This is a genomic window from Nitrosomonas sp. H1_AOB3 (genome assembly GCF_015709435.1).
Taxonomy (GTDB): Bacteria; Pseudomonadota; Gammaproteobacteria; order Burkholderiales; family Nitrosomonadaceae; genus Nitrosomonas; species Nitrosomonas europaea.
In genome coordinates this window covers 2,806,023-2,825,981 of the sequence record NZ_CP054389.1, presented here as the reverse complement: position 1 = coordinate 2,825,981, position 19,959 = coordinate 2,806,023, and the positions used below count along the sequence as shown (strand labels likewise).

Annotated in this window: 20 protein-coding genes and 1 tRNA gene; 13 read left to right on the top strand and 8 right to left on the bottom strand. The window is 48.3% G+C overall.

The window, feature by feature from the left end; translation table 11 throughout:
- The first annotated feature begins 225 nt into the window (after nucleotides 1-225).
- Complete coding sequence (locus HRU73_RS13250; RefSeq protein WP_287398939.1) at nucleotides 226-1,137, top strand: N-acyl amino acid synthase FeeM domain-containing protein; 912 nt, start codon at nucleotides 226-228, stop codon at nucleotides 1,135-1,137.
- A gap of 209 nt (nucleotides 1,138-1,346) precedes the next feature.
- Here the strand turns inward: HRU73_RS13250 and HRU73_RS13245 are convergent, their stop codons facing one another.
- Together HRU73_RS13245 and HRU73_RS13240 are read right to left on the bottom strand one after the other, a co-directional pair.
- The gene (locus tag HRU73_RS13245; protein WP_287398938.1) at nucleotides 1,347-2,156 is read right to left on the bottom strand and encodes a PEP-CTERM sorting domain-containing protein; all 810 of its coding nucleotides are present in this window, start codon (nucleotides 2,154-2,156) and stop codon (nucleotides 1,347-1,349) included.
- A 184-nt stretch (nucleotides 2,157-2,340) separates the two neighbouring features.
- A complete protein-coding gene (locus HRU73_RS13240) occupies nucleotides 2,341-3,879 on the bottom strand; it encodes an FAD-binding protein (protein ID WP_287398937.1) in 1,539 nt (512 codons plus the stop codon).
- 204 nt (nucleotides 3,880-4,083) lie between these two features.
- Between HRU73_RS13240 and HRU73_RS13235 the strand changes: the two genes are divergently transcribed.
- On the top strand, nucleotides 4,084-4,932 hold the full coding sequence (locus tag HRU73_RS13235) for a PEP-CTERM/exosortase system-associated acyltransferase (RefSeq protein WP_287398936.1): 849 nt from the start codon (nucleotides 4,084-4,086) through the stop codon (nucleotides 4,930-4,932).
- 230 nt (nucleotides 4,933-5,162) lie between these two features.
- The gene (locus HRU73_RS13230; protein WP_287398935.1) at nucleotides 5,163-6,524 is read left to right on the top strand and encodes a porin; all 1,362 of its coding nucleotides are present in this window, start codon (nucleotides 5,163-5,165) and stop codon (nucleotides 6,522-6,524) included.
- Between the two features lie 131 nt (nucleotides 6,525-6,655).
- Here HRU73_RS13230 and HRU73_RS13225 read toward each other — a convergent pair whose 3' ends face one another.
- Nucleotides 6,656-7,141: a YajQ family cyclic di-GMP-binding protein gene (locus HRU73_RS13225; protein ID WP_287398934.1), complete on the bottom strand. Its 486-nt coding sequence runs from the start codon at nucleotides 7,139-7,141 to the stop codon at nucleotides 6,656-6,658.
- A 222-nt stretch (nucleotides 7,142-7,363) separates the two neighbouring features.
- Here HRU73_RS13225 and wecB point away from each other — a divergent pair, with 222 nt between their 5' ends.
- The 5 genes from wecB (at nucleotide 7,364) to nudB (ending at nucleotide 12,753) form a co-directional block, all read left to right on the top strand.
- A complete protein-coding gene (gene wecB, locus HRU73_RS13220) occupies nucleotides 7,364-8,473 on the top strand; it encodes a non-hydrolyzing UDP-N-acetylglucosamine 2-epimerase (RefSeq protein WP_287398933.1) in 1,110 nt (369 codons plus the stop codon).
- A 48-nt stretch (nucleotides 8,474-8,521) separates the two neighbouring features.
- Nucleotides 8,522-9,973: a mannose-1-phosphate guanylyltransferase/mannose-6-phosphate isomerase gene (locus HRU73_RS13215; protein ID WP_287398932.1), complete on the top strand. Its 1,452-nt coding sequence runs from the start codon at nucleotides 8,522-8,524 to the stop codon at nucleotides 9,971-9,973.
- 105 nt (nucleotides 9,974-10,078) lie between these two features.
- Nucleotides 10,079-10,417 carry an FmdB family zinc ribbon protein gene (locus tag HRU73_RS13210; protein ID WP_011112742.1) on the top strand — a complete coding sequence of 113 codons (339 nt, stop codon included), beginning with the start codon at nucleotides 10,079-10,081 and terminating at the stop codon, nucleotides 10,415-10,417.
- An 83-nt stretch (nucleotides 10,418-10,500) separates the two neighbouring features.
- Entirely contained in the window at nucleotides 10,501-12,282 is a 1,782-nt protein-coding gene (gene aspS, locus HRU73_RS13205) for an aspartate--tRNA ligase (RefSeq protein ID WP_011112743.1), read from the top strand.
- 12 nt (nucleotides 12,283-12,294) lie between these two features.
- A complete protein-coding gene (gene nudB, locus HRU73_RS13200) occupies nucleotides 12,295-12,753 on the top strand; it encodes a dihydroneopterin triphosphate diphosphatase (protein WP_011112744.1) in 459 nt (152 codons plus the stop codon).
- Nucleotides 12,754-12,836: 83 nt separating this feature from the next.
- Here nudB and HRU73_RS13195 read toward each other — a convergent pair.
- Nucleotides 12,837-12,913: transfer RNA gene (locus HRU73_RS13195), tRNA-Val, on the bottom strand.
- Nucleotides 12,914-13,049: 136 nt separating this feature from the next.
- Between HRU73_RS13195 and gmk the strand changes: the two genes are divergently transcribed.
- Nucleotides 13,050-13,655, top strand: a complete 606-nt coding sequence (gene gmk / locus HRU73_RS13190; protein WP_276818526.1) for a guanylate kinase — start codon at nucleotides 13,050-13,052, stop codon at nucleotides 13,653-13,655.
- 45 nt (nucleotides 13,656-13,700) lie between these two features.
- Nucleotides 13,701-13,904 carry a DNA-directed RNA polymerase subunit omega gene (gene rpoZ, locus HRU73_RS13185; protein ID WP_011112746.1) on the top strand — a complete coding sequence of 68 codons (204 nt, stop codon included), beginning with the start codon at nucleotides 13,701-13,703 and terminating at the stop codon, nucleotides 13,902-13,904.
- A 182-nt stretch (nucleotides 13,905-14,086) separates the two neighbouring features.
- On the opposite strand, the gene HRU73_RS13180 is transcribed toward rpoZ, so the two are convergent.
- The 4 genes from HRU73_RS13180 to HRU73_RS13165 are packed head-to-tail and all read right to left on the bottom strand — an operon-like array spanning nucleotide 14,087 to nucleotide 16,375.
- On the bottom strand, nucleotides 14,087-14,500 hold the full coding sequence (locus tag HRU73_RS13180) for a GNAT family N-acetyltransferase (RefSeq protein WP_287398931.1): 414 nt from the start codon (nucleotides 14,498-14,500) through the stop codon (nucleotides 14,087-14,089).
- A 22-nt stretch (nucleotides 14,501-14,522) separates the two neighbouring features.
- Nucleotides 14,523-15,209 carry a class I SAM-dependent methyltransferase gene (locus HRU73_RS13175; RefSeq protein ID WP_287398930.1) on the bottom strand — a complete coding sequence of 229 codons (687 nt, stop codon included), beginning with the start codon at nucleotides 15,207-15,209 and terminating at the stop codon, nucleotides 14,523-14,525.
- Between the two features lie 31 nt (nucleotides 15,210-15,240).
- Nucleotides 15,241-15,696: a VOC family protein gene (locus HRU73_RS13170; RefSeq protein WP_287398929.1), complete on the bottom strand. Its 456-nt coding sequence runs from the start codon at nucleotides 15,694-15,696 to the stop codon at nucleotides 15,241-15,243.
- Nucleotides 15,671-16,375, bottom strand: coding sequence for a type 1 glutamine amidotransferase domain-containing protein (locus HRU73_RS13165; RefSeq protein WP_287398928.1), 705 nt, complete (start codon nucleotides 16,373-16,375; stop codon nucleotides 15,671-15,673). The genes HRU73_RS13170 and HRU73_RS13165 overlap by 26 nt, the downstream gene beginning before the upstream one ends.
- 484 nt (nucleotides 16,376-16,859) lie before the next feature.
- Here HRU73_RS13165 and hslV point away from each other — a divergent pair, with 484 nt between their 5' ends.
- The 3 genes from hslV to HRU73_RS13150 are packed head-to-tail and all read left to right on the top strand — an operon-like array spanning nucleotide 16,860 to nucleotide 19,935.
- Nucleotides 16,860-17,381 (top strand): ATP-dependent protease subunit HslV, encoded by a 522-nt coding sequence (gene hslV / locus HRU73_RS13160; RefSeq protein WP_287398927.1) that lies wholly within the window; start codon nucleotides 16,860-16,862, stop codon nucleotides 17,379-17,381.
- Nucleotides 17,382-17,414: 33 nt separating this feature from the next.
- The gene (gene hslU / locus HRU73_RS13155; protein ID WP_281871316.1) at nucleotides 17,415-18,746 is read left to right on the top strand and encodes an ATP-dependent protease ATPase subunit HslU; all 1,332 of its coding nucleotides are present in this window, start codon (nucleotides 17,415-17,417) and stop codon (nucleotides 18,744-18,746) included.
- Nucleotides 18,747-18,756: 10 nt separating this feature from the next.
- Nucleotides 18,757-19,935, top strand: coding sequence for an acetyl-CoA C-acyltransferase family protein (locus HRU73_RS13150; protein WP_287398926.1), 1,179 nt, complete (start codon nucleotides 18,757-18,759; stop codon nucleotides 19,933-19,935).
- Nucleotides 19,936-19,959: the final 24 nt, after the last annotated feature.

Below are 19,959 nucleotides of genomic sequence, written 5' to 3'. Positions count from 1 at the left end.
GATTATCAATATTTGTGGTTTTTACCACAGATTACACGACAATTTTCCCCACAAAAATACAGAAAAAATTTCAACCCATTGATTAATCTAAATTATTAATTCTGGCATGAATTGTGCTTTTGCTAAATAACATTTTAATAGAATAGTTTACTGTTTTTATCGAGCCAGCTATTTTCGGGCAATACCTAGTCAGTCCAGAAAAATAACTTATGAGGAATACCACTCATGCAAATTGCGAATCATCTTCAATCAGGGACCGCAGCAAAAAATATCCAGCCAGTGCACATTCCATTCAACTCTTATCAACCCGATTCCACCTCATCTGACGATACCAACTCGGAATCTCTCCGCTCTCGAAAATACCGGATCTCCAGACACCCGGACAACAATCCGAATCACGCAACTGAAACAGACTGCCTTCTGCAACGAAATGGCTACAGCATTCACTTGGTCAATTCACTCAAGCAGCGCATCAAGGCCAGCACGCTCATCAAGCGAATGTATGCCTCGCGTGGCTACAACACCGAAAGCACATCCGTTTTTTCGCATAATCCAAATGAATTTACGTTTCTGGCAACAATTGGAGATATCACTGCTGGAACAGTCACGCTGAGAACGGATTCCGAGACAGGGTTGCTGGCAGACAAACTTTATTACGCGGAGATTGATCATTTTAGAAAAAAAGGAGGAAGGGTATGCGAGATATCAAAATTCGCAATAAACCCGGAATTCAGCTCAAAAGAGATGACAGCATCACTTTTTCAAATTATGTATGTCTTTGCTTGCCATATTAACCAAACAACAGATTTTTTTTGCGAGGTTAATCCACGCCATGCGATTCCACAGAAACGCATGTTCGGATTCAGACAAATCGGAGAAGCGAAAACCTGCTCCCGCGTCAATGCGCCTGCGGTATTGCTACACTTGAATGCGCAATATATCGAAGAGCAAATTGCCGGTATTGAGAAGCACGCTGACCAAAGTAGAAGAAGCTTATATCCCTATTTTTTCTCCCCACACAAGGAAAAAAAGATCATTCAATTTATTGAGGCCAGTAAAACAACCTTCGCTTCCGATGAGGATAAAAACAATTCTCTTACCGGCACTCAAAAATATCTTCAGTCTGTAAATCACTGATAGCACTCCATCAACCAGATAGATTAGGAAATTAATTGTCTACTTAACAGATATCTGAAACTTGACACACAGGGAAGCCATCATCGAGAAAGCAGTTTAATTTTCAAAGAAGTGGCTCAAATGAGATTAACATGCTGGTTGCAATATCAAAAAACCCTGCTTAAGCAGGGTTTTTTGTACATATTGAGGTAATAAAAAACTATCTGGTTTTAGATTCTTCGACGATACGCAGCACCAAAGCCCAAGAGCCCCAAACTCATTAAAGCGAGAGAAGTTGGTTCTGGCACCACATTGGTATCACCCTTAAGCTGACCAGTCGAGGTAGCAGCCCACACGCCAGTATTGTTACCTATTTCTTCGAATATAGCAGAAGAAGATGTACTCAGATCCCATACAAGCGCACCATCATTAAAATAGTTGGTATCGAAGTATTCTGCAGCAGGGCCGCCCTGAACAGATAGCCTAAGAGCCAAACTACCCGATAGATACTGATTACCAGCACCACCTGTAGCGGCAAAATCAATATCATCCACCTTCAAACTTAAAAACAAGGCACCATCTGTTGCGTATGTTGCATAATCAACAAGAGAAGTTGACGCCGGGCTAAAGTTAGGATTGTGGTCAACATAAAGGTTAATAACAGCATCATCAAATGTAAAAGACCCCGCTCCATCCGCCTTTAATCCAGAAAACCCAAAAGTAACCTCACAACTAGGGCAAAATTCTCCTACAAGACCCCCAAGGACGCTACCTGGATTAGTCTCCACACCATTCCATGCAGTAAATTCTCCATATATGGCAAGCTCGTCTCCAGCCACAACGTTTGCTGGATTTATAAATTGAGAAGCGGAGTTCTGGAAATATTGGCCGTATGAGAAACGTCCCGTAAAGTCTTGATCAATCCCCGTTGCATCTGTATCCCAAATAACACCCATAACGTTAACCACACCCGCTTGCGCAGTTCCTGTCATAGCGGCCCCCAAAACAGCAGCTGCCATTATTTTTTTAAAGCTATTCATGTTAACTCCTCTAAATTCTTAAGAAATCCGACCGATATCTTTCAGGCATTTGCCTGCTTATATATATGCAATATTTATGCCATTCTTTAGAATTAAATTCAACCCATTGATTTATAATCAATCTGTATCCATTGCATCAAAACAAAAAAATCATTTTGCCACATATGTAAAATTTACCGACATATCAGATATAACGGCCAGGAGAAATAATCATAGATGGATCGAGCGAGCGCTTGATTTTTCGAACAGTCTGCCAGTATGACGAGTTATTCTCTGACAACCAGCTCATCGCCTGTATGCCAACTCGGTAGGGCAAGAATCCATATTCCTTTCCCTTTTCCATCAGTTCCCAATAGCAGCTTTCTGCCTTTCTACGCTCCGGCTCAGAATTCAAGTCAAACAATATGGGTACAGTACTATCAAAACACCTTGCTGAAAGGCTGGTTAAAGTCATTAGCGGCTCCAGCCTGTATTTCGCCATGATGTCATAGACCATTTGTACGTAGGAAACTACGGACGCTTGTTTCATTGGAATCAGCGGTGCATACCAGATCAACCCACAACCATCGCGTGCGGGATCCAGCATGGCATCTTGTTGGGGTTTACCTTTAAGCCAATAACAAAGTGGTAATGCTGTCTGATTCGGGTAGCCTGATATTAGTTGAAGTGAACGTTCAAGCATTTCCAATTTGCAAGTCAATCTGGAACGTAAAGTATTTGGCAAGAATTTCCCTAATCTAGTTAGAATCTGAATACGCTCATCAGTCACAAATAAAAGCCTATCTGCCACAGGGGATAACATCAGCTTTAATTCCTGTTTAACAGCATTTACTACCCTTTTTGAACCATACAGTGTTCCAAGACCCATCCAAGGCAACACCATATTTTTTTGCATCAATTCTTGCAAGATTTCAAGAGAGATAGCTTCTCCGGGTACCACCCTCTCTCGCGGATAGGTAGTTGTCATAGCCAATACACGGTGAGCATTCATTAAATTGATTCCTCCAACTACGCCAGGGTAGCGCGCGATCACATCCCGGACACGGGAAACAAGATTTCCCAATTTCTCTGGTTGCTTCAGACCGAATAAAAAAGACTGCACTACTTCTGGGCGCCTTGCCAAAGCTATAGTCATCTGGGTTACAACTCCGACGCTCCCTTGAGAAAATATTCCATCAATATAAGGACCAACGCCCCATTTAAAGGAGCGATCCAGTTGTTCTCCTCCCAGATCTGTTAGGGCAGATCTATAAAAGCTACCATCCGGCAACACAGCATGTATTGCCATTACCGCTCCAAAATGATCCGTATAAGGAGTAATGCCATAACCGCGTTCCAGTGCATTGCCCAATATGCTTGCAGCTTTTCCAGCACCTGTTGTTGGTGTCATATAAGGGTATTCACCCTGATCAAGGAAATCTGCAAGCTGTCCTTGAGTAACACCTGGTTCGACTGTTACCACACCTGTTTCTGCATCAAAATCAATAATCCGATTTAATTCGGAGAGATCAAGGATTACACAATTATCAACAGGTGGTAGGGCTGTCCCGTACCCCCAATTGTGGCCCGTACTTATAGGGTAAAGTGGAACTTGATGCTTCACAGCAGTTTTTATAATTGGTGCAATATCCTCAGGTTTAAGTAGCTTTAGAACACCGGAAAGTCTCCGATTTTCCCCTGTAGTACAACGCCCGTAATTCAACTCAGCAAGCTTGCCATTCAAAACTCGATCCTGACCAATCAATATTGCCCACTCTTCAAACGCGCAGTTTAAATTCATAATTTGTTAAATATCAAAAAAACAAAGCCGATAACATCTTTAGTTTCATGATTTGATAATTCGATCAAGTCTTCTGGCCCAGTAAAAACATCTATCTTAAATCTATCCAAAATATTATGACAACTGATAAGAATACACTCGCTCAAAATGAGTAAATCTAAAAAACAAGCAAAAATTTCCTTAGTTTTAGTTGTTTATCAAAACATTTTCAATGTTACAGCCATGTTTGCACAAAAGACTACTCACCTAGGAACAGCCTTCAAGCAATATTTTAAAATCGTACCCGCTCTTACTAAAGAGCTGAAACACGAGGCTCACTATATCCGCCACTCTGTCTATTGTGAGGATCTGGGGTATGAACCAACGCAACCAGACAAGTTTGAGCTGGATGAGTATGACGCATACGCATTACATCTATTAATTCACAGTATTAAACAAAATACATTTATCGGGTGTGTCCGCATCATTACCCCACCTACGGACGATCCAAACTGGCTTTTACCCTTTGAGAAAGCTTGCGGGAATACGCTTAATCGCTCGATTATCGATCCAGAAAAACTACCCAGGAAACAAATTGCGGAAGTTTCCCGCCTTGCAGTCCTTTCATCATTTCGCCGAAGAAAAGGGGAAGCAAACAGTCCGATTAATCTTTCCGAAAATGATTTAGATCCTGCTCTAACCCCACGTTTTCCTTATATCCCGCTTGGGCTTTATTACGGAACTGTCGAGTTGGCACATCTATACAATATTAAAGTACTTTTTCTGCTAACCGAGGAGCGATTGGCCACCCACTTTAATAAACTGGGTATTCAAATTAAATTTATTGGCTCTCCCGTTAATCATCGCGGACTTCGTTTTCCATCAATGGTTGATGTTAATAAAACTATCGATAATATACGGCCTCTCTTTCGCCCACTTTATCGGGCTATCGCAGAAGATATCCAAGCCGGGCTGGAAGAGAAAAGCCAGCAGGATGCAGGTACACCTCAATCGTAGCTGTTGAGAACAAATCGGCTGCACCATTAATCCGGCGCATTGCCGGATATAAAACCCTTTACCTTAACCACGATCTCCAATCCCACTTTTTTCAAAACGCCCCTTCTTTCTGATCCGGTCAACCCGGTATCTGTCATGTAATAAGAGTGTCATAAGCAATTGAAATAATGCCTCCCGTTTCAACTGATTTATTCCAGTCAACGGATTTCCAAAAAGGGAGGCAGGTAACAATGATAAAAAGATTCAACGTAACAATATGTGGCTTGGGATTGATTCTCGTTACATCCCATTTCTCTCCAGCCGGTGCACAAGAATTAGATCTGTATGTAGATACAGTTACCAAACAGGTTTATACGGAACCTGGTGAAAACAGGGTCAAAATGGGTACTTTCCAGCAGGTACAGAAAGATTCAGGCCAAACCGTCGCACAAAACAATGAACCCCCAGCTGAAAAGCCCAAGGAAGAAAAAAAATGGTACGACAAAATCGGTATTCGAGGCTATACACAATTCCGCTATAGCAGCACCGTGAGCGGAGATAAGGATGCCGTATCCTACTGGCCTGACAAGTCGGTAGGTGAGGATAGCTCTTTTCTGATCAGACGGGCACGCCTGGTTATTTTCGGCGATATCAACGATCATCTCTCTTTATATATACAGCCCGACTTCGCCAGTACTCCGTCCGGCTCCAGTACAGGCCATTTCGCCCAATTAAGGGATGCCTACGCCGATATTTACTTCGATAAGAACAAGGAATTTCGTGTCAGGATCGGGCAATCAAAAATCCCTTACAGTTTCGAGAATCTGCAATCCAGCCAGAATCGCCTTGCACTTGATCGTAATGATGCAATGAACAGTTGCTGCCGGGATGAGCGTGACATCGGTGCATTCTTCTACTGGGCCCCGGCTCATATACGTGACCGATTCAAAGAAGTCATGGCGAAAAATCTGAAAGGATCCGGTGATTATGGCATGTTCGCCTTTGGTATCTACAATGGACAGGGTGCCAACCGCCTCGAAGGAAATAATGGTGTGCACATGGTCACCCGCTTCACCTACCCGCATCAATTCAGCAACGGCCAAATTCTTGAAGCAGGTGTACAGGCTTTACATGGGCGCTTCGTTCCATCAACCGGCCCTGCAGGCGGAATTACTCCGATCATGGATGCACCGGAGAAAGGATTCAAAGATGAGCGTGTCGGGGTACATGCTGTACTTTATCCGCAACCCTTCGGGCTGCAGGCAGAATGGAACTGGGGGCGGGGGCCTCAGTTAAATGACGGCCAGACGATGCTCACTGAATCCTCGCTCAACGGCGGTTATGTTCTGGCAACCTACAAAATCGATGGGTTACGCTGGGGGACGCTGTTCCCGTTCGTTAAATGGCAACACTTCAAGGGCGGTCAGAAATTCGAGCGCAACACTCCCAAAAATCACGTTAATGATTGGGAATTTGGACTGGAATGGCAGGTTATGAAGGAAATTGAGCTTACAGCGGTTTATCACATGATGAATCGTACCAATCTGGCGAGTGCTCCTTACGAACGATACAAGGCTGATGTCCTGAGATTCCAGCTACAGTGGAATTACTGATACTCTTGAAATAAGCTACTGATCATTCAGACACCACTCGAGCATAACTGCAGTATCAGGTATTAATTTACTGATTACTGCGGGGTTGCTCGGAATCGCACCTGAAATTATTTTGATAGTGTCCTGTTCAATCAATCTCGAAAGTTGCGAAACTGCAGCGGCAGTTCGGTAATACTGCCCTTCACCAATTGAATGACTTCCTGCAGGACATCACGCTTGGCACCAGTCACCCGCACCACCTCACCCTGAATACTCGCCTGGACTTTAAGTTTACTGTCCTTGACCAGTTTGATGATCTTTTTAGCAAGATCACTTTCCACCCCGGTTTTAACCGTTACCTTCTGCTTCACCTTATTGCCACTGATTTTTTCGGTCTGACCCTTTTCCAGGCAGCGAACATCAATCTCGCGTTTAGTAAATTTAGTCATCAGAATATCCATGACCTGGCCAAGTTTGAATTCATCATCAGCGTAAAGATAAAGTTCATAATCAGTTTGTTCGGCACGGGCATCCGAGCCCTTGAAATCAAATCGAGTGGAAACTTCCTTGTTCAATTGATCAACCGCATTGCGAATTTCCTGTTTATCCACTTCAGAGACGATATCGAATGAAGGCATGATTTCTCCTGATCAGATGTAGAATCGAATGCGGTCATTATAAGCCCTGTAACCTGCTTCGGTAACACTCAGAAATTTGATGAAGCGGACAAGCCCTGATTGATCGCCTCTGCCCACCTTTAACTCCATTTGCATAAACAGGCGGGAAAAACCCATGTTTTCCTGCCGGCAGCATACTCTGGATGGTTTACAATCCTGCTCATTGTTTCGTTAGGGAAGATTATGCAGAAAAAGGTCTATCTCATTGCCGGTGCCCGACCTAATTTCATGAAAATTGCACCCATCGTCCGTGCTTTGCAGCAACAGGACAGGCTGATCTATAAAATAGTCCACACCGGTCAGCATTATGATCGGAAAATGAATGATGTTTTCTTCGAGGAACTGGGGATTCCGCAGCCGGACATTTTCATGGCGGCTGGAGGGGGCAGTCATTCGCAGCAGACTGCCAAAATCATGGTTGCCTTCGAAGAATACTGTCAAACGGAACCACCAGATGCGGTACTGGTCGTGGGCGATGTCAACTCAACGCTGGCCTGTTCCATCGTGGCCAAGAAACTGCATATCCCGGTTGCCCATGTTGAAGCGGGGCTACGCAGTGGCGATATGTGCATGCCGGAAGAAATCAACCGCCTGGTGACAGACAGTATCACCGACTGGTTTTTCGTAACTGAACCGAGTGGACAACAGCATCTGCTGCAGGAAGGCAAGCTGGCATCAGCCATTCACTACGTCGGTCATGTCATGGTAGACAACCTGCTTTATCAGGTAGAACAGCTTGCGCGAGCAGATACCTCCGACTTTGAAACCAGTCAGCTCAAAACCTCGCTGAATAATCAACCGTATGGTGTAGTCACACTGCACCGGCCAAGCAACGTGGATAATCCTGAAGCTTTGGAACGTATCAGCCTGGCACTGAAACAGATTGCCAAACGCCTGCCACTTGTTTTCCCGGCTCACCCGCGCACGCAGAACAACCTGAAGAAATTCAATATCGATCTTGGGCCAAATATCATCCTGATGGGCCCGCAGGCTTATATGCCATTTCTTCATCTGTGGAAAGATGCCACGCTCGTTCTGACCGACAGCGGTGGTCTGCAGGAAGAAACCACTGCCTTGGGAGTTCCCTGCGTCACCATCCGGGAAAATACCGAACGACCAGTCACAGTGGAGGAAGGCACGAACACACTGGCAGGCACCCGCCCTGAACGAATACTGGCTGCAGTCGATGATATTCTGGGAGGACGCGGTAAGCAAGGACGCCGGCCGCATTTATGGGATGGCAACGCTGCACGCCGCATCGTGGAGATACTGATCAGAGAACTGCATCCCTGAAATCTGGCGAAAGACTGCCATTTTCCCTGTGATCAAACCAATGTACACATGAAACACACGCTCATTCCTGTCATTCTCTCCGGTGGCTCGGGTACACGCCTATGGCCACTCTCACGCCAGCAGTACCCAAAACAGTTACTGCCATTGGTCAACCGGTATTCCCTGCTGCAGGAAACCGTACGTCGCCTGGATGGGCTGGAAGATATTGCTGTCCAGCCTTCCATCATTGTCAGCAATGAAGAATATCGTTTTGTAATTGCAGAGCAACTACGAGTTTTGGGCAAAACCGGCAAGATCATTCTCGAACCTTACGGACGCAACACCGCTCCTGCCCTGACGATAGCTGCACTGGCTGCCATGCAGGACAGTGATGATCCGGTTCTGCTGGTCATGCCATCCGACCATGTCATAACGGATATTTCAGCTTTTCAGGCAATCATTCACAAAGGAATGACACTCGCTGAAAGTGGCATGCTGGTCACTTTCGGCATCACACCGAACGCTCCGGAAACCGGCTACGGCTATATCCAGTACGGTACGGCACTGCATGAACCGGGCACTTTCCGGATTGCCCGTTTTGTCGAGAAACCGGATCTGGCCACTGCACAAAATTATCTGGAAGAAGGCTCCTACCTGTGGAATAGCGGCATGTTCATGATGCGTGCATCGATCTGGCTTACCGCCATTGACACCTGCCGCCGGGATATTCTGGAAGCCTGTCGCGCTGCCTGGCAGTCAGGCTCGATCGATGGTGATTTTCACCGTATCGACAAGACCGCGTTTGCCGCTTGTCCGAGTGATTCGATCGATTATGCAGTCATGGAAACGCTTTCCGCACGCCCGGACATGCTGCCGCCGGGCGCCATCATCCCGCTTTCTGCCGGATGGTCGGATATTGGCGCATGGGATGCGTTGTGGCGCACGTTACAGAAGGATGAATCAGGCAACGTGGTGCGCGGCGATGTGCTGCTGCACGCATGTCACGACACTCTGGCGTTTTCCGAGCATCGGCTGGTTGCCTGTATCGGAGTGGAAAATGTAGTGATCGTGGAAACATCCGATGCAGTTCTGGTAGCACATCAGGACAAAACACAGGAAGTCAAACACATCGTCGACATACTGAAACAACGGAATCGCCCGGAAATCCGCTCACACCGCAAAATATACCGTCCATGGGGCTGGTACGATTCAGTCGACAGAGGTGAGCGTTTTCAGGTCAAACGGATTGTCGTCAACCCCGGCGCAGCGCTGTCATTGCAAATGCACCACCACCGCGCCGAGCACTGGATCGTAGTACGGGGAACGGCACAGGTTACCCGGGCAGACAAAACCTTTCTGGTCAGCGAAAACGAATCCACCTTCATCCCGCTGGGAACGCCACATCGGCTGGAAAACCCGGGGCGTGTGCCACTGGAAATGATTGAAGTTCAGTCCGGTTCCTATCTGGGAGAGGATGATATCGTCCGGTTCGAGGATAAATACGGCAGAAAGGAAAATTAGCCAGAAGATCGTTTCTTAAACCAAAGCTCAGAACTGCATCCGGGAAATTACCCCTGTAGTCAAGTATAATGCGGGTTTTCAAGATTTTATTCCAAGGAGGAAAACATGCCGATCTATGAGTATGCCTGCCATGCATGTGGATTGGAGAAAGAGCATCTGCAGAAAATGAGTGATGCCCCGATCGCAAATTGCCCTGCCTGCGGTAGCAGTGATTATGTCAAGAAGGTATCCGCTGCGGGTTTCCAGCTGAAGGGGACCGGCTGGTATGTAACAGATTTCAGAAATAAAAATACCCGATCCGATTCGAAACCCAAAGAAGAATCCGGCAAGGAGGCGGCCGACACTGATAAAGCAGCTGCAACCACGACGACTGACAGCACGACTGCGACCGCGACGACAGCATCGACATCAACCACTGCTCCCACTGTTTCCTCTGTGGATTAGTACAAACATGCCCTGGCAGCATTTTTACAGGGCGAAATAACCGAACAATCGACTTTCTCATTCAATCAACATCAACGTCACTTATGCGTACTGACTATTGCGGCGCCATCAACACACGCCATCTGGATAAAACGATTACATTATGCGGCTGGGTACATCGCCGGCGTGATCACGGTGGAGTCATTTTTATCGATCTGCGTGACCGTGAGGGGATTGTCCAGATCGTTTGTGATCCTGATAATGTTGCCGCCTTCCAGATTGCAGAAAAAATCCGCAGCGAGTTCGTGCTCGCAATCACCGGCACAGTACGCCACCGCCCGGAAGGAACGGTCAATCACGGAATTCTCAGTGGAGAAATAGAGGTGCTGGTCAACGCCATCGAAATTCTGAATCCTTCGCTCACTCCTCCTTTCCAGATGGATGATGACAATCTGAGCGAGGCAATACGACTGGAATATCGCTATCTGGACTTACGCCGTCCGGTGATGCAGCGCAACATTCGTCTGCGACACCAGGTCACCATGGCAGTACGCATTTTTCTCGATCAGCATGGCTTCATCGATGTAGAAACGCCGATGCTGACCAAATCCACTCCGGAAGGTGCGCGTGATTACCTGGTACCTTCACGCGTCAATGCCGGTCATTTCTTTGCGCTGCCGCAATCTCCGCAATTATTCAAACAACTGCTGATGGTATCCGGTTTCGACCGGTACTATCAGATTACCCGCTGTTTCCGGGACGAAGATTTGCGTGCCGACCGCCAACCGGAATTTACTCAGATCGACATCGAAACCTCTTTTCTCCCGGAAAACGAAATCATGGGCATGATGGAGGACATGATCCGCCGTCTGTTCGCAAGTGTGCTCGATATCAGCCTGCCCGATCCCTTCCCCCGGCTCAGCTATGCTGATGCCATGTTCCTTTACGGATCGGATAAACCTGATTTACGTGTACCACTAGTTCTGACGGAACTGACCGATCTGATGCAGGACGTACCTTTCCAGGTATTCCGCGACGCTGCGCAGAAAGCAGGAGGACGGGTGGCTGCTCTGCGTGTTCCTGGTGGTGGAGAACTGTCTCGCAAGGAAATCGACGAATACACCCAGTTTGTTGGCATTTACGGAGCAAAGGGTCTGGCCTATATCAAGATCAATGACCTGACCAAGGGAATAGAAGGTTTGCAATCCCCCATTCTGAAATTCCTGCCTGAATCTGTCGTACAGTCGATACTCGAGCGCACCCAGGCACAAAATGGCGATCTGGTATTCTTCGGTGCCGACAAAGCCAAAGTCGTCAATGATGCACTGGGCGCATTACGGGTCAAGATCGGGCATGAACGCAATCTGGCCACAGACTCCTGGCAACCTTTATGGGTTGTGGATTTTCCGATGTTCGAATGGGATGAAGAAGAAAAACGCTGGCAGGCCCTGCACCATCCCTTTACCTCTCCCAGTCAGGGACATGAGGATTTTCTGACGAGCGATCCTGGCAAAGCGCTTTCCAGAGCGTATGACATGGTTCTGAATGGTATGGAAATCGGTGGCGGTTCGATTCGTATTCACCGGCAGGATATACAAAGCAAGGTGTTTCAGGCACTGAACATATCGGATGATGAAGCAAAACTGAAATTTGGCTTTCTACTAGATGCGCTGCAATACGGTGCGCCACCACACGGAGGCATCGCTTTTGGCCTCGACCGTATCGTTGCCATGATGACCGGAGCAGACTCCATTCGCGATGTAATTGCCTTCCCCAAGACACAACGTGCTCAATGTCTACTGACACAAGCACCCGGCGCAGTCGAGGAAAAACAGTTGCGAGAGCTGCATATCCGGCTACGCCGGACCGAAAACACGAACAATTGACCGGATTGTCTGTTGCAACGCTATAAATTGCCCGTATCCGTTCTGGTGGTGATCTACACGGCCGATCTCCAGGTGCTGCTGCTGGAACGTGCCGACCACCCCGGTTACTGGCAGTCTGTTACAGGCAGTCAGGATCCCGGGGAAACACTGCTGCAGACGGCAGTCCGTGAGGTTAGAGAAGAAACCGGTCTGAATACCGACGATTACGTGCTATCTGACTGGCAAATACAAAACCGCTACGAAATCTTTGAGGAATGGAACTGGCGCTACCCGCCGGGCACTACTCACAACACCGAACATGTGTTTGGTTTGGAATTACCCAAAACGATACCGGCCGTAGTCTCATCCCGTGAGCATCTCGGGTATGTCTGGCTGCCATGGCGGGAAGCAGCAGAAAAAGTATTTTCCTCCAGCAATGCATGCGCTATTCGTATGCTCGCAAGTAAACGAAAATCAGAAAATTCCCGATAAGCGGGAAACAAGACAAAATATAGAAAAGATATGACTGAAGCCGGAATGGTGGTGACAGATACCAGAACCTGCCTGTTGTCTTCTGGTAGGCGCGATTGGACTCGAACCAACGACCCCCACCATGTCAAGGTGGTGCTCTAACCAGCTGAGCTACGCGCCTGAAGAAGACGGAATTCTAACCGAAACGACGATCCGCTTCAAATTTATTCATGAGTCCTCGTCATCTACGATAATCCCGGGCGTTTTCCGGTATTTCCCTGTTAAAATACGCCACGATTTCAATAGAATGAAACATTATGAGTTGTCTGTTCGTAATCAGTGCACCCTCCGGTGCCGGTAAAACCAGTGTGATCCGTACTCTGCTGCAGACGGATATCAATCTGACTCTCTCGATTTCCTATACCACGCGTCCACCCAGACGAGACGAAAAAAATGGTCATGATTATTTTTTCGTTGATCATGCAACGTTCAAAGACATGCAGGCACGTGGCGAGTTTCTGGAAAGCGCCGAGGTGCACGGCAATCTCTACGGCACATCGCGCAAATGGATAGAAGAAACCATGGCAGCAGAACAGGATGTTTTGCTGGAAATAGACTGTCAGGGTGCACAGCAGGTACGCACGCTCTATCCGCAAGCAGCCTCCATTTTTATTCTGCCTCCATCCATGGAAGCATTGAAACAGCGTCTGGAACAACGCGGTCAGGATGAAAATAAAGTCATCGAACGCCGGCTGGCTGCTGCTCGCAGTGAAATCAGCCATGTGAACAGATTCGATTACGTGGTGGTCAATCACGAACTGGAAACAGCAGCACGAGATGTTGCCTCCATCGTTCAGGCTGAACGATTGAAAACGATACGTCAGCTCGTCAGGCAGCGTTCCCTGATTGCTGAATTCTCCTGATTTTTTACAGATTTTTATTACAAATTCTTACTGGAGTTACCCTGTATGGCACGTATTACGGTAGAAGATTGTCTGGAAGTAATCCCGAATCGTTTCGACATGACCCTGGCAGCCACTGTGCGGGCAAGGCAAGTCTCAGTCGGTTCCACACCGATGATCGATTCCGAGCGCGATAAACCGATCGTCATCGCTTTGCGCGAACTGGCACAAAAGAAATACGGCGAAGAAATACTCAATACACTTCGCTGATCAGACAGTGCACCATCCTGATGCGGGTATCGCCCTACCCGCATCATCCTTCCAACCATCATACCCAAACCGGTAAAACCGGCCTTTTTCAGTTTTCTACATCCGTTTACAAGTGCTTTTCGCACCATAATTTACAACCAGAGCTGCGCAGCTTCTTGTATTAGCTCAATGTAACAACAGATTTATGTCGCGTTGCGCATCGATACTACCGACATCGGCCGCTCGGGTACACGAAAACCTCTGTCAAGAAAAAACTTTTCTGTGCCCTGAAACGGGGTGGCATACACCGGCACACCGCGACACTTCTCAATAATCATAGCTAACAGGGCAGAACCTATTCCTCGCTGCTGATATGTCGGCCGAACGACAAGCTCTCCCACAAAGGTTGAAAACGCACCGTCTGTGAACGCACTGATATATCCGACAAGCAGCCCGTCAGAATCTCGGCAATAGGCAATCATCGGATAAGCTGACAGCGACCTTTCAATGACTGTAGCATCATAATCCCCTTCCGTACCCCAGCCTGCAGAGGCCATTAGGTTTGCAAGCTCCCCGGCTGCAATATTTTTATCAGCAAACATTTCGAAACTGGACATATCAATCTCCTGTGTGAATCTACTAAATTTTTTCCACGACAATTGCGTATCGGCCCTTATCTCTTCCCCCATCCGGCAAATTCATATATTCGCCAATTACCATACGACAAGATAATCGCTGGAGGAACGTCTCTGTTTCTTGTGGCGTATTGGAATCATAATAAAATTCCTCTCCATACATGAAATCTGTAAATTCCGGGTGAGCAGATCCACCAACAGTCAACATAAACCTGCCTCCTGACGGAAGTCCGCGTACCACCTTACTTACGATGAGTTCATGTTCTGTACGCCGAATATGGAAAAGCGAATCCCAGAGCAGAGCGCCGTGATACCCTTCTACTGGTTCATACGACTCTATCGAAGACAGAACCCATTGCTCGTGCGGAAGCTTCTGGCGGGCAAGCCGCAGCATCTCCTCTGACTGATCTACTCCGAGAACACAACGCCCTCTGGAAACGATATATTCAGCCATCGGACGGCCGGTGCCGCACCCCAGATCCAGAATCGTTGAGCCTATGGGTACAACCGAAAGAACCGCATCGAGATATTCGCGCTCGTATCCAAAGAACCCGTTACGAGCGACATTCCATAAATGCGCAATCTTGTTGTATGAATTACGGTTCATAAGAAATCTAACCGACAGATTGGCAAGATACTGACTCAAGATAAGGCGCACCGTTCTTATTTCATCAGGTAATGTAATTGCCATTACGAGAAACAGCATCGACCTGAATGAACAATTAGCCTTCGTCCCATTGAGCCAGATGCAGCAGAACGCCCGATGGATCCCAGACATAAGTAACCAATGCACCATAAGATTCCCGCTTCGGCGGAGCCACACGGACAGAAGGAAAACGGCCAGATTCTATGAGCCCCGTAATGTCAGTAAAACAATTGGCCGCATCCTGCACCGATATGTGAAACATGCTGTTTTCAGCCCATTCTTTTACATAGTAACGCTGCAGGTAAAATCTTGACTCTGCAAGGTTGAACAGCGCCAGATTGTCATCTGACCATTCCAACTCACAACCCAATGCCGAGTAAAAATTCCTGGATAACACAAAATCCTGAGATGGAATAAAGGGACGAAGATCACTTGCGTGAAGGTTAATCACCGAATTCTCCCGCACAAGAACCTGATGTTTGAATAAACCATGCCGCGAATTGGCATTACCTGAGTAAATGCCGGGGCTCATTCTTGAGAGCCTTTATCAGCAAATCAGCGACAGCCCCACCAGAAGCCGGATTCTGCCCAGTGATAAGTCTGTTATCTTCAACGGCAAAGGAGACCCACGGCTCATCAGCTTTTTTATAGATAGCGCCACGCGCAAGTAACTCTGTTTCAGTCAGAAAAGGCACAAATTTATCCAGCTCAGCAAGTTTTTCTTCCTCATTGGAAAAACCGGTTAGTTCCTTGCCTTTCACCAGCAGGCTGCCATTCGAAAGCTTTATGTTCAGCAGGCCGGCTGCGCCATGACAAACTGAAGAGACAATCCCTCCATTTTCGTAGATCTTCCGGCTGATAGATTGCAATTCTTCATTGTCGGGAAAATCCCAGATAACACCATGGCCACCAGCATAGTAGATTGCAATATAGTCATCTGGATTGACTTCACTTGCCTTCATAGTCTTGCCAAGGCGATTCATGAATTCCTTCTTCTGGTACCACTCCCAGTCAATTGGCTCAGCCATTGCCAGGCTGTGCGGATCAATCGGTGTATAGCCGCCTTGAGGGCTGACATAGTCGACTTCATACCCGGCTGCTTCGACTTTCCTGACAAAATGAACAGCCTCTCCCAGCCACAAACCTGTGGCACGATCCATCTCCGGATATTTTTCAACACTGGTTAAGACAACAAGTATCTTCTTACTCATAACGTTTCTCCATGATTAAGACGGATTACAGGTTTCACTGAAATACGAGAACGGCTAACGATTAAGCTAACAAGCAGCGTTGAGCTCATTGTGAAGGGATCAGCCATCACTGCCTCACTCACCCTTGCATTCCATCCGCAAAACACAGTGTGCGGGCCATATGAGACTTAATCAGAGGTTCCTTAAGTTCAGCGGATAAGCAAAAGTGCCACACGGGTTCGGTGTCATGTCTGATCCCTGGGAACACGATCTCCTTCTGCTATATATGCCCAACGAGCTGCAGATGTTTTCCACGCGCTTTGTATTATGGTTATAGATATATTCCCCTGGTTTCATGATAAACGCCACCTAAAAACTGCGGATATCTGAAAGTGTAAAATCGTAGTACGTAAAGAAAAACAGAAGATGTCAGTCGGCCAACCCGTCACCTGAATCCTATTGCAAAACGGCGCTATAATCAGGGTTTTCGTTGTAAATACAAAATATGACCACGATAGTATCAGTCCGACGCGGACGACAGGTAGCATTGGGCGGTGATGGCCAGGTAACACTCGGCGCTGTCGTCGCCAAGGCCAGCGCACGCAAAGTACGCAGGCTTTATCACGACAAGGTGCTGGCTGGATTTGCGGGCGGCACGGCGGATGCCTTCACACTGTTTGAGCGCTTCGAAGCCAAACTGGAAAAACATCAGGGACATCTCATGCGATCCGCGGTTGAACTTGCCAAAGACTGGCGCACCGATCGTATCCTGCGCCGTCTGGAAGCCATGCTGGTGGTAGCCGATCATGAAGCCACGCTGATCATCACGGGCGCAGGAGATGTGATCGAGCCGGAACAGGGAATTGCAGCCATCGGTAGCGGTGGAGCCTATGCTCAGGCGGCGGCACGTGCCCTGCTGGAAAATACCGATCTGAACCCCAAGGAGATCGTTACCAAGGCGCTTACGATCGCCGGGGATATCTGCATCTATACCAATCAGGTGCATGTCATCGAACAGCTCGATTAAACAGAAATCATTCCATATCAGGAAAACCCCATCATGTCGTATATGACCCCGCAGGAAATTGTCCACGAACTGGACAAACACATCATCGGACAGGACACAGCCAAACGCGCTGTCGCAATCGCACTGAGAAACCGCTGGCGCCGGCAGCAAGTGGATGAGCCTCTGCGCCATGAAATCACTCCCAAGAATATTCTGATGATCGGCCCGACGGGCGTGGGCAAGACTGAAATCGCCAGGCGACTGGCCAGGCTGGCCAATGCTCCCTTCATCAAGATCGAGGCAACCAAATTTACCGAAGTAGGCTATGTCGGACGGGATGTCGATTCCATTATCCGTGATCTGGTGGAATCGGCCATCAAGCAGGCACGCGAGCGTGAAATCAGAAAAAATCAACCACTGGCTGAAGACCGTGCAGAGGAACGGATACTCGACGCATTGCTGCCACCTGCCCGCGACCTGGGTTTTGAGGCCAGCCCCAGCGAAGAAAGCAACGCGACCCGCCAGAAGTTCCGCAAAAAATTACGTGAGGGTGAACTGGACGACAAGGAAATCGAAATCGAAGTCGCCATGGCACAAACCAGCATGGAAATTTTCGCCCCTCCTGGAATGGAAGAGCTGACTTCCCAGATTCAGGGTATGTTCCAGAACATGGGTTCTGGTAAAAGAAAGATGCGCAAGCTGCGTATCCGTGAAGCCAGAAAACTGTTGACCGAAGAAGAAGCCGCCCGCCTGGTCAACGATGAAGAATTGAAGCTGGGTGCGGTGCAGAATGTCGAACAAAATGGCATCGTGTTTCTCGATGAAATCGACAAAATCACCAGCCGTTCAGAAGTCTCTGGCTCCGATGTTTCCCGCCAGGGCGTTCAGCGGGATTTGCTGCCACTGGTGGAAGGAACAACAATATCTACAAAATACGGCATGATCCGCACTGATCATATCCTGTTCATCGCCAGTGGCGCTTTTCACCTGGCCAAGCCGTCGGATCTGATTCCCGAACTGCAAGGCCGCTTTCCCATCCGAGTGGAGCTGGAAAGTCTCAGTGCCGAAGATTTCAAACAGATACTCACCAACACGGATGCCTGCCTCATCCGCCAATATCAGGCATTACTGAAAACAGAGGGTATCGAACTGAATTTTTCAGAAGATGCCATCGGACGGCTGGCTGAAATTGCCTTCTCAGTCAATGAAAGAACCGAGAATATCGGTGCCAGAAGGCTGCACACCGTGATGGAAAAATTGCTGGAAGACATTTCATTCAATGCCACCCGCTACAGCGGAAGCACGCATGTCATCGATGCTGTGTATGTCGACGAACGCCTTGGCAAGCTTTCACAAAGCGAAGATCTGGCTCGCTACGTGCTGTAACCGCATCTGAATGAGAAATGTCGTCGTTCTCAGTGGCGCAAGAACCGCGATCGGTGATTACGGCGGCGCGCTGAAGGATCTGGCGCCTGCCACGCTGGCAGCCATAGCGATCAGGGAAGCAATCACTCGCGCCAGTGTCGATTCTGACAAGATTGGGCACCTCGTCGCCGGGCACGTTATCCCCACTGAAGCGCAGGATATGTATCTGGCGCGCGTGGCGGCGCTGGAAGCCGGCCTGCCGCAGAGTGTAGCGGCGCTTACCCTGAATCGTGTTTGCGGCAGTGGATTGCAGGCCATCATTTCAGCTGCGCAGGCCGTGATGCTGGGAGATACGGAAGTGGCTATCGCTGCTGGAGCCGAGTCGATGAGTCGAGGAGGATATCTTCTTCCCGCACTGCGCTGGGGACAACGTATGCAAGACAGTACCGCAGTCGATATGATGGTGGGCGCACTGACCGATCCGTTTGACCGGGTACACATGGGAATCACTGCAGAAAACATTGCTGAAAGATGGAGCATTACCCGCGAGCAGCAGGATCGATTCGCACTGGAAAGTCATCGGCGCGCCATTCACGCTGTTCACAACGGCTATTTCCGCGAGCAGATCGTACCGGTTGAAGTTTCCACCCGCGAAGGTGTAGCGATGTTCGATACAGACCAGCACCCGCGCGACAACATCAGTATGGAAACGCTGGGTAAACTGCGCCCTGTTTTCCGGGAAGACGGCACAGTCACGGCCGGTAACGCATCCGGCATCAATGATGGTGCTGCCGCACTGGTGCTGATGGAGGAACGCGCAGCCGAACGGAATCATCATCAACCGATGGCACGTCTGGTCGCTTATGGCCACGCCGGAGTCAATCCGCGCTACATGGGAATCGGCCCCGTGCCCGCAGTCAAACAGGCACTGAACCGGGCCAGGCTCGATCTGGCTGAGATGGATGTCATCGAATCCAATGAGGCGTTTGCTGTCCAGGCGTATGCAGTCGCCCGGGAACTGAATTTCGACCCGGACAAAGTCAATCCAAACGGGGGCGCCGTGGCACTGGGGCATCCCATTGGTGCATCCGGTTGTATACTGACAATCAAAGCCATTTACGAGCTGCAGCGTATAAACGGCCGCTATGCACTGGTCACTTTGTGCATCGGTGGCGGACAGGGAATCGCCGCAATTTTTGAAAAACTCTGATCCGGCTGCCTACCCTATGGAGAA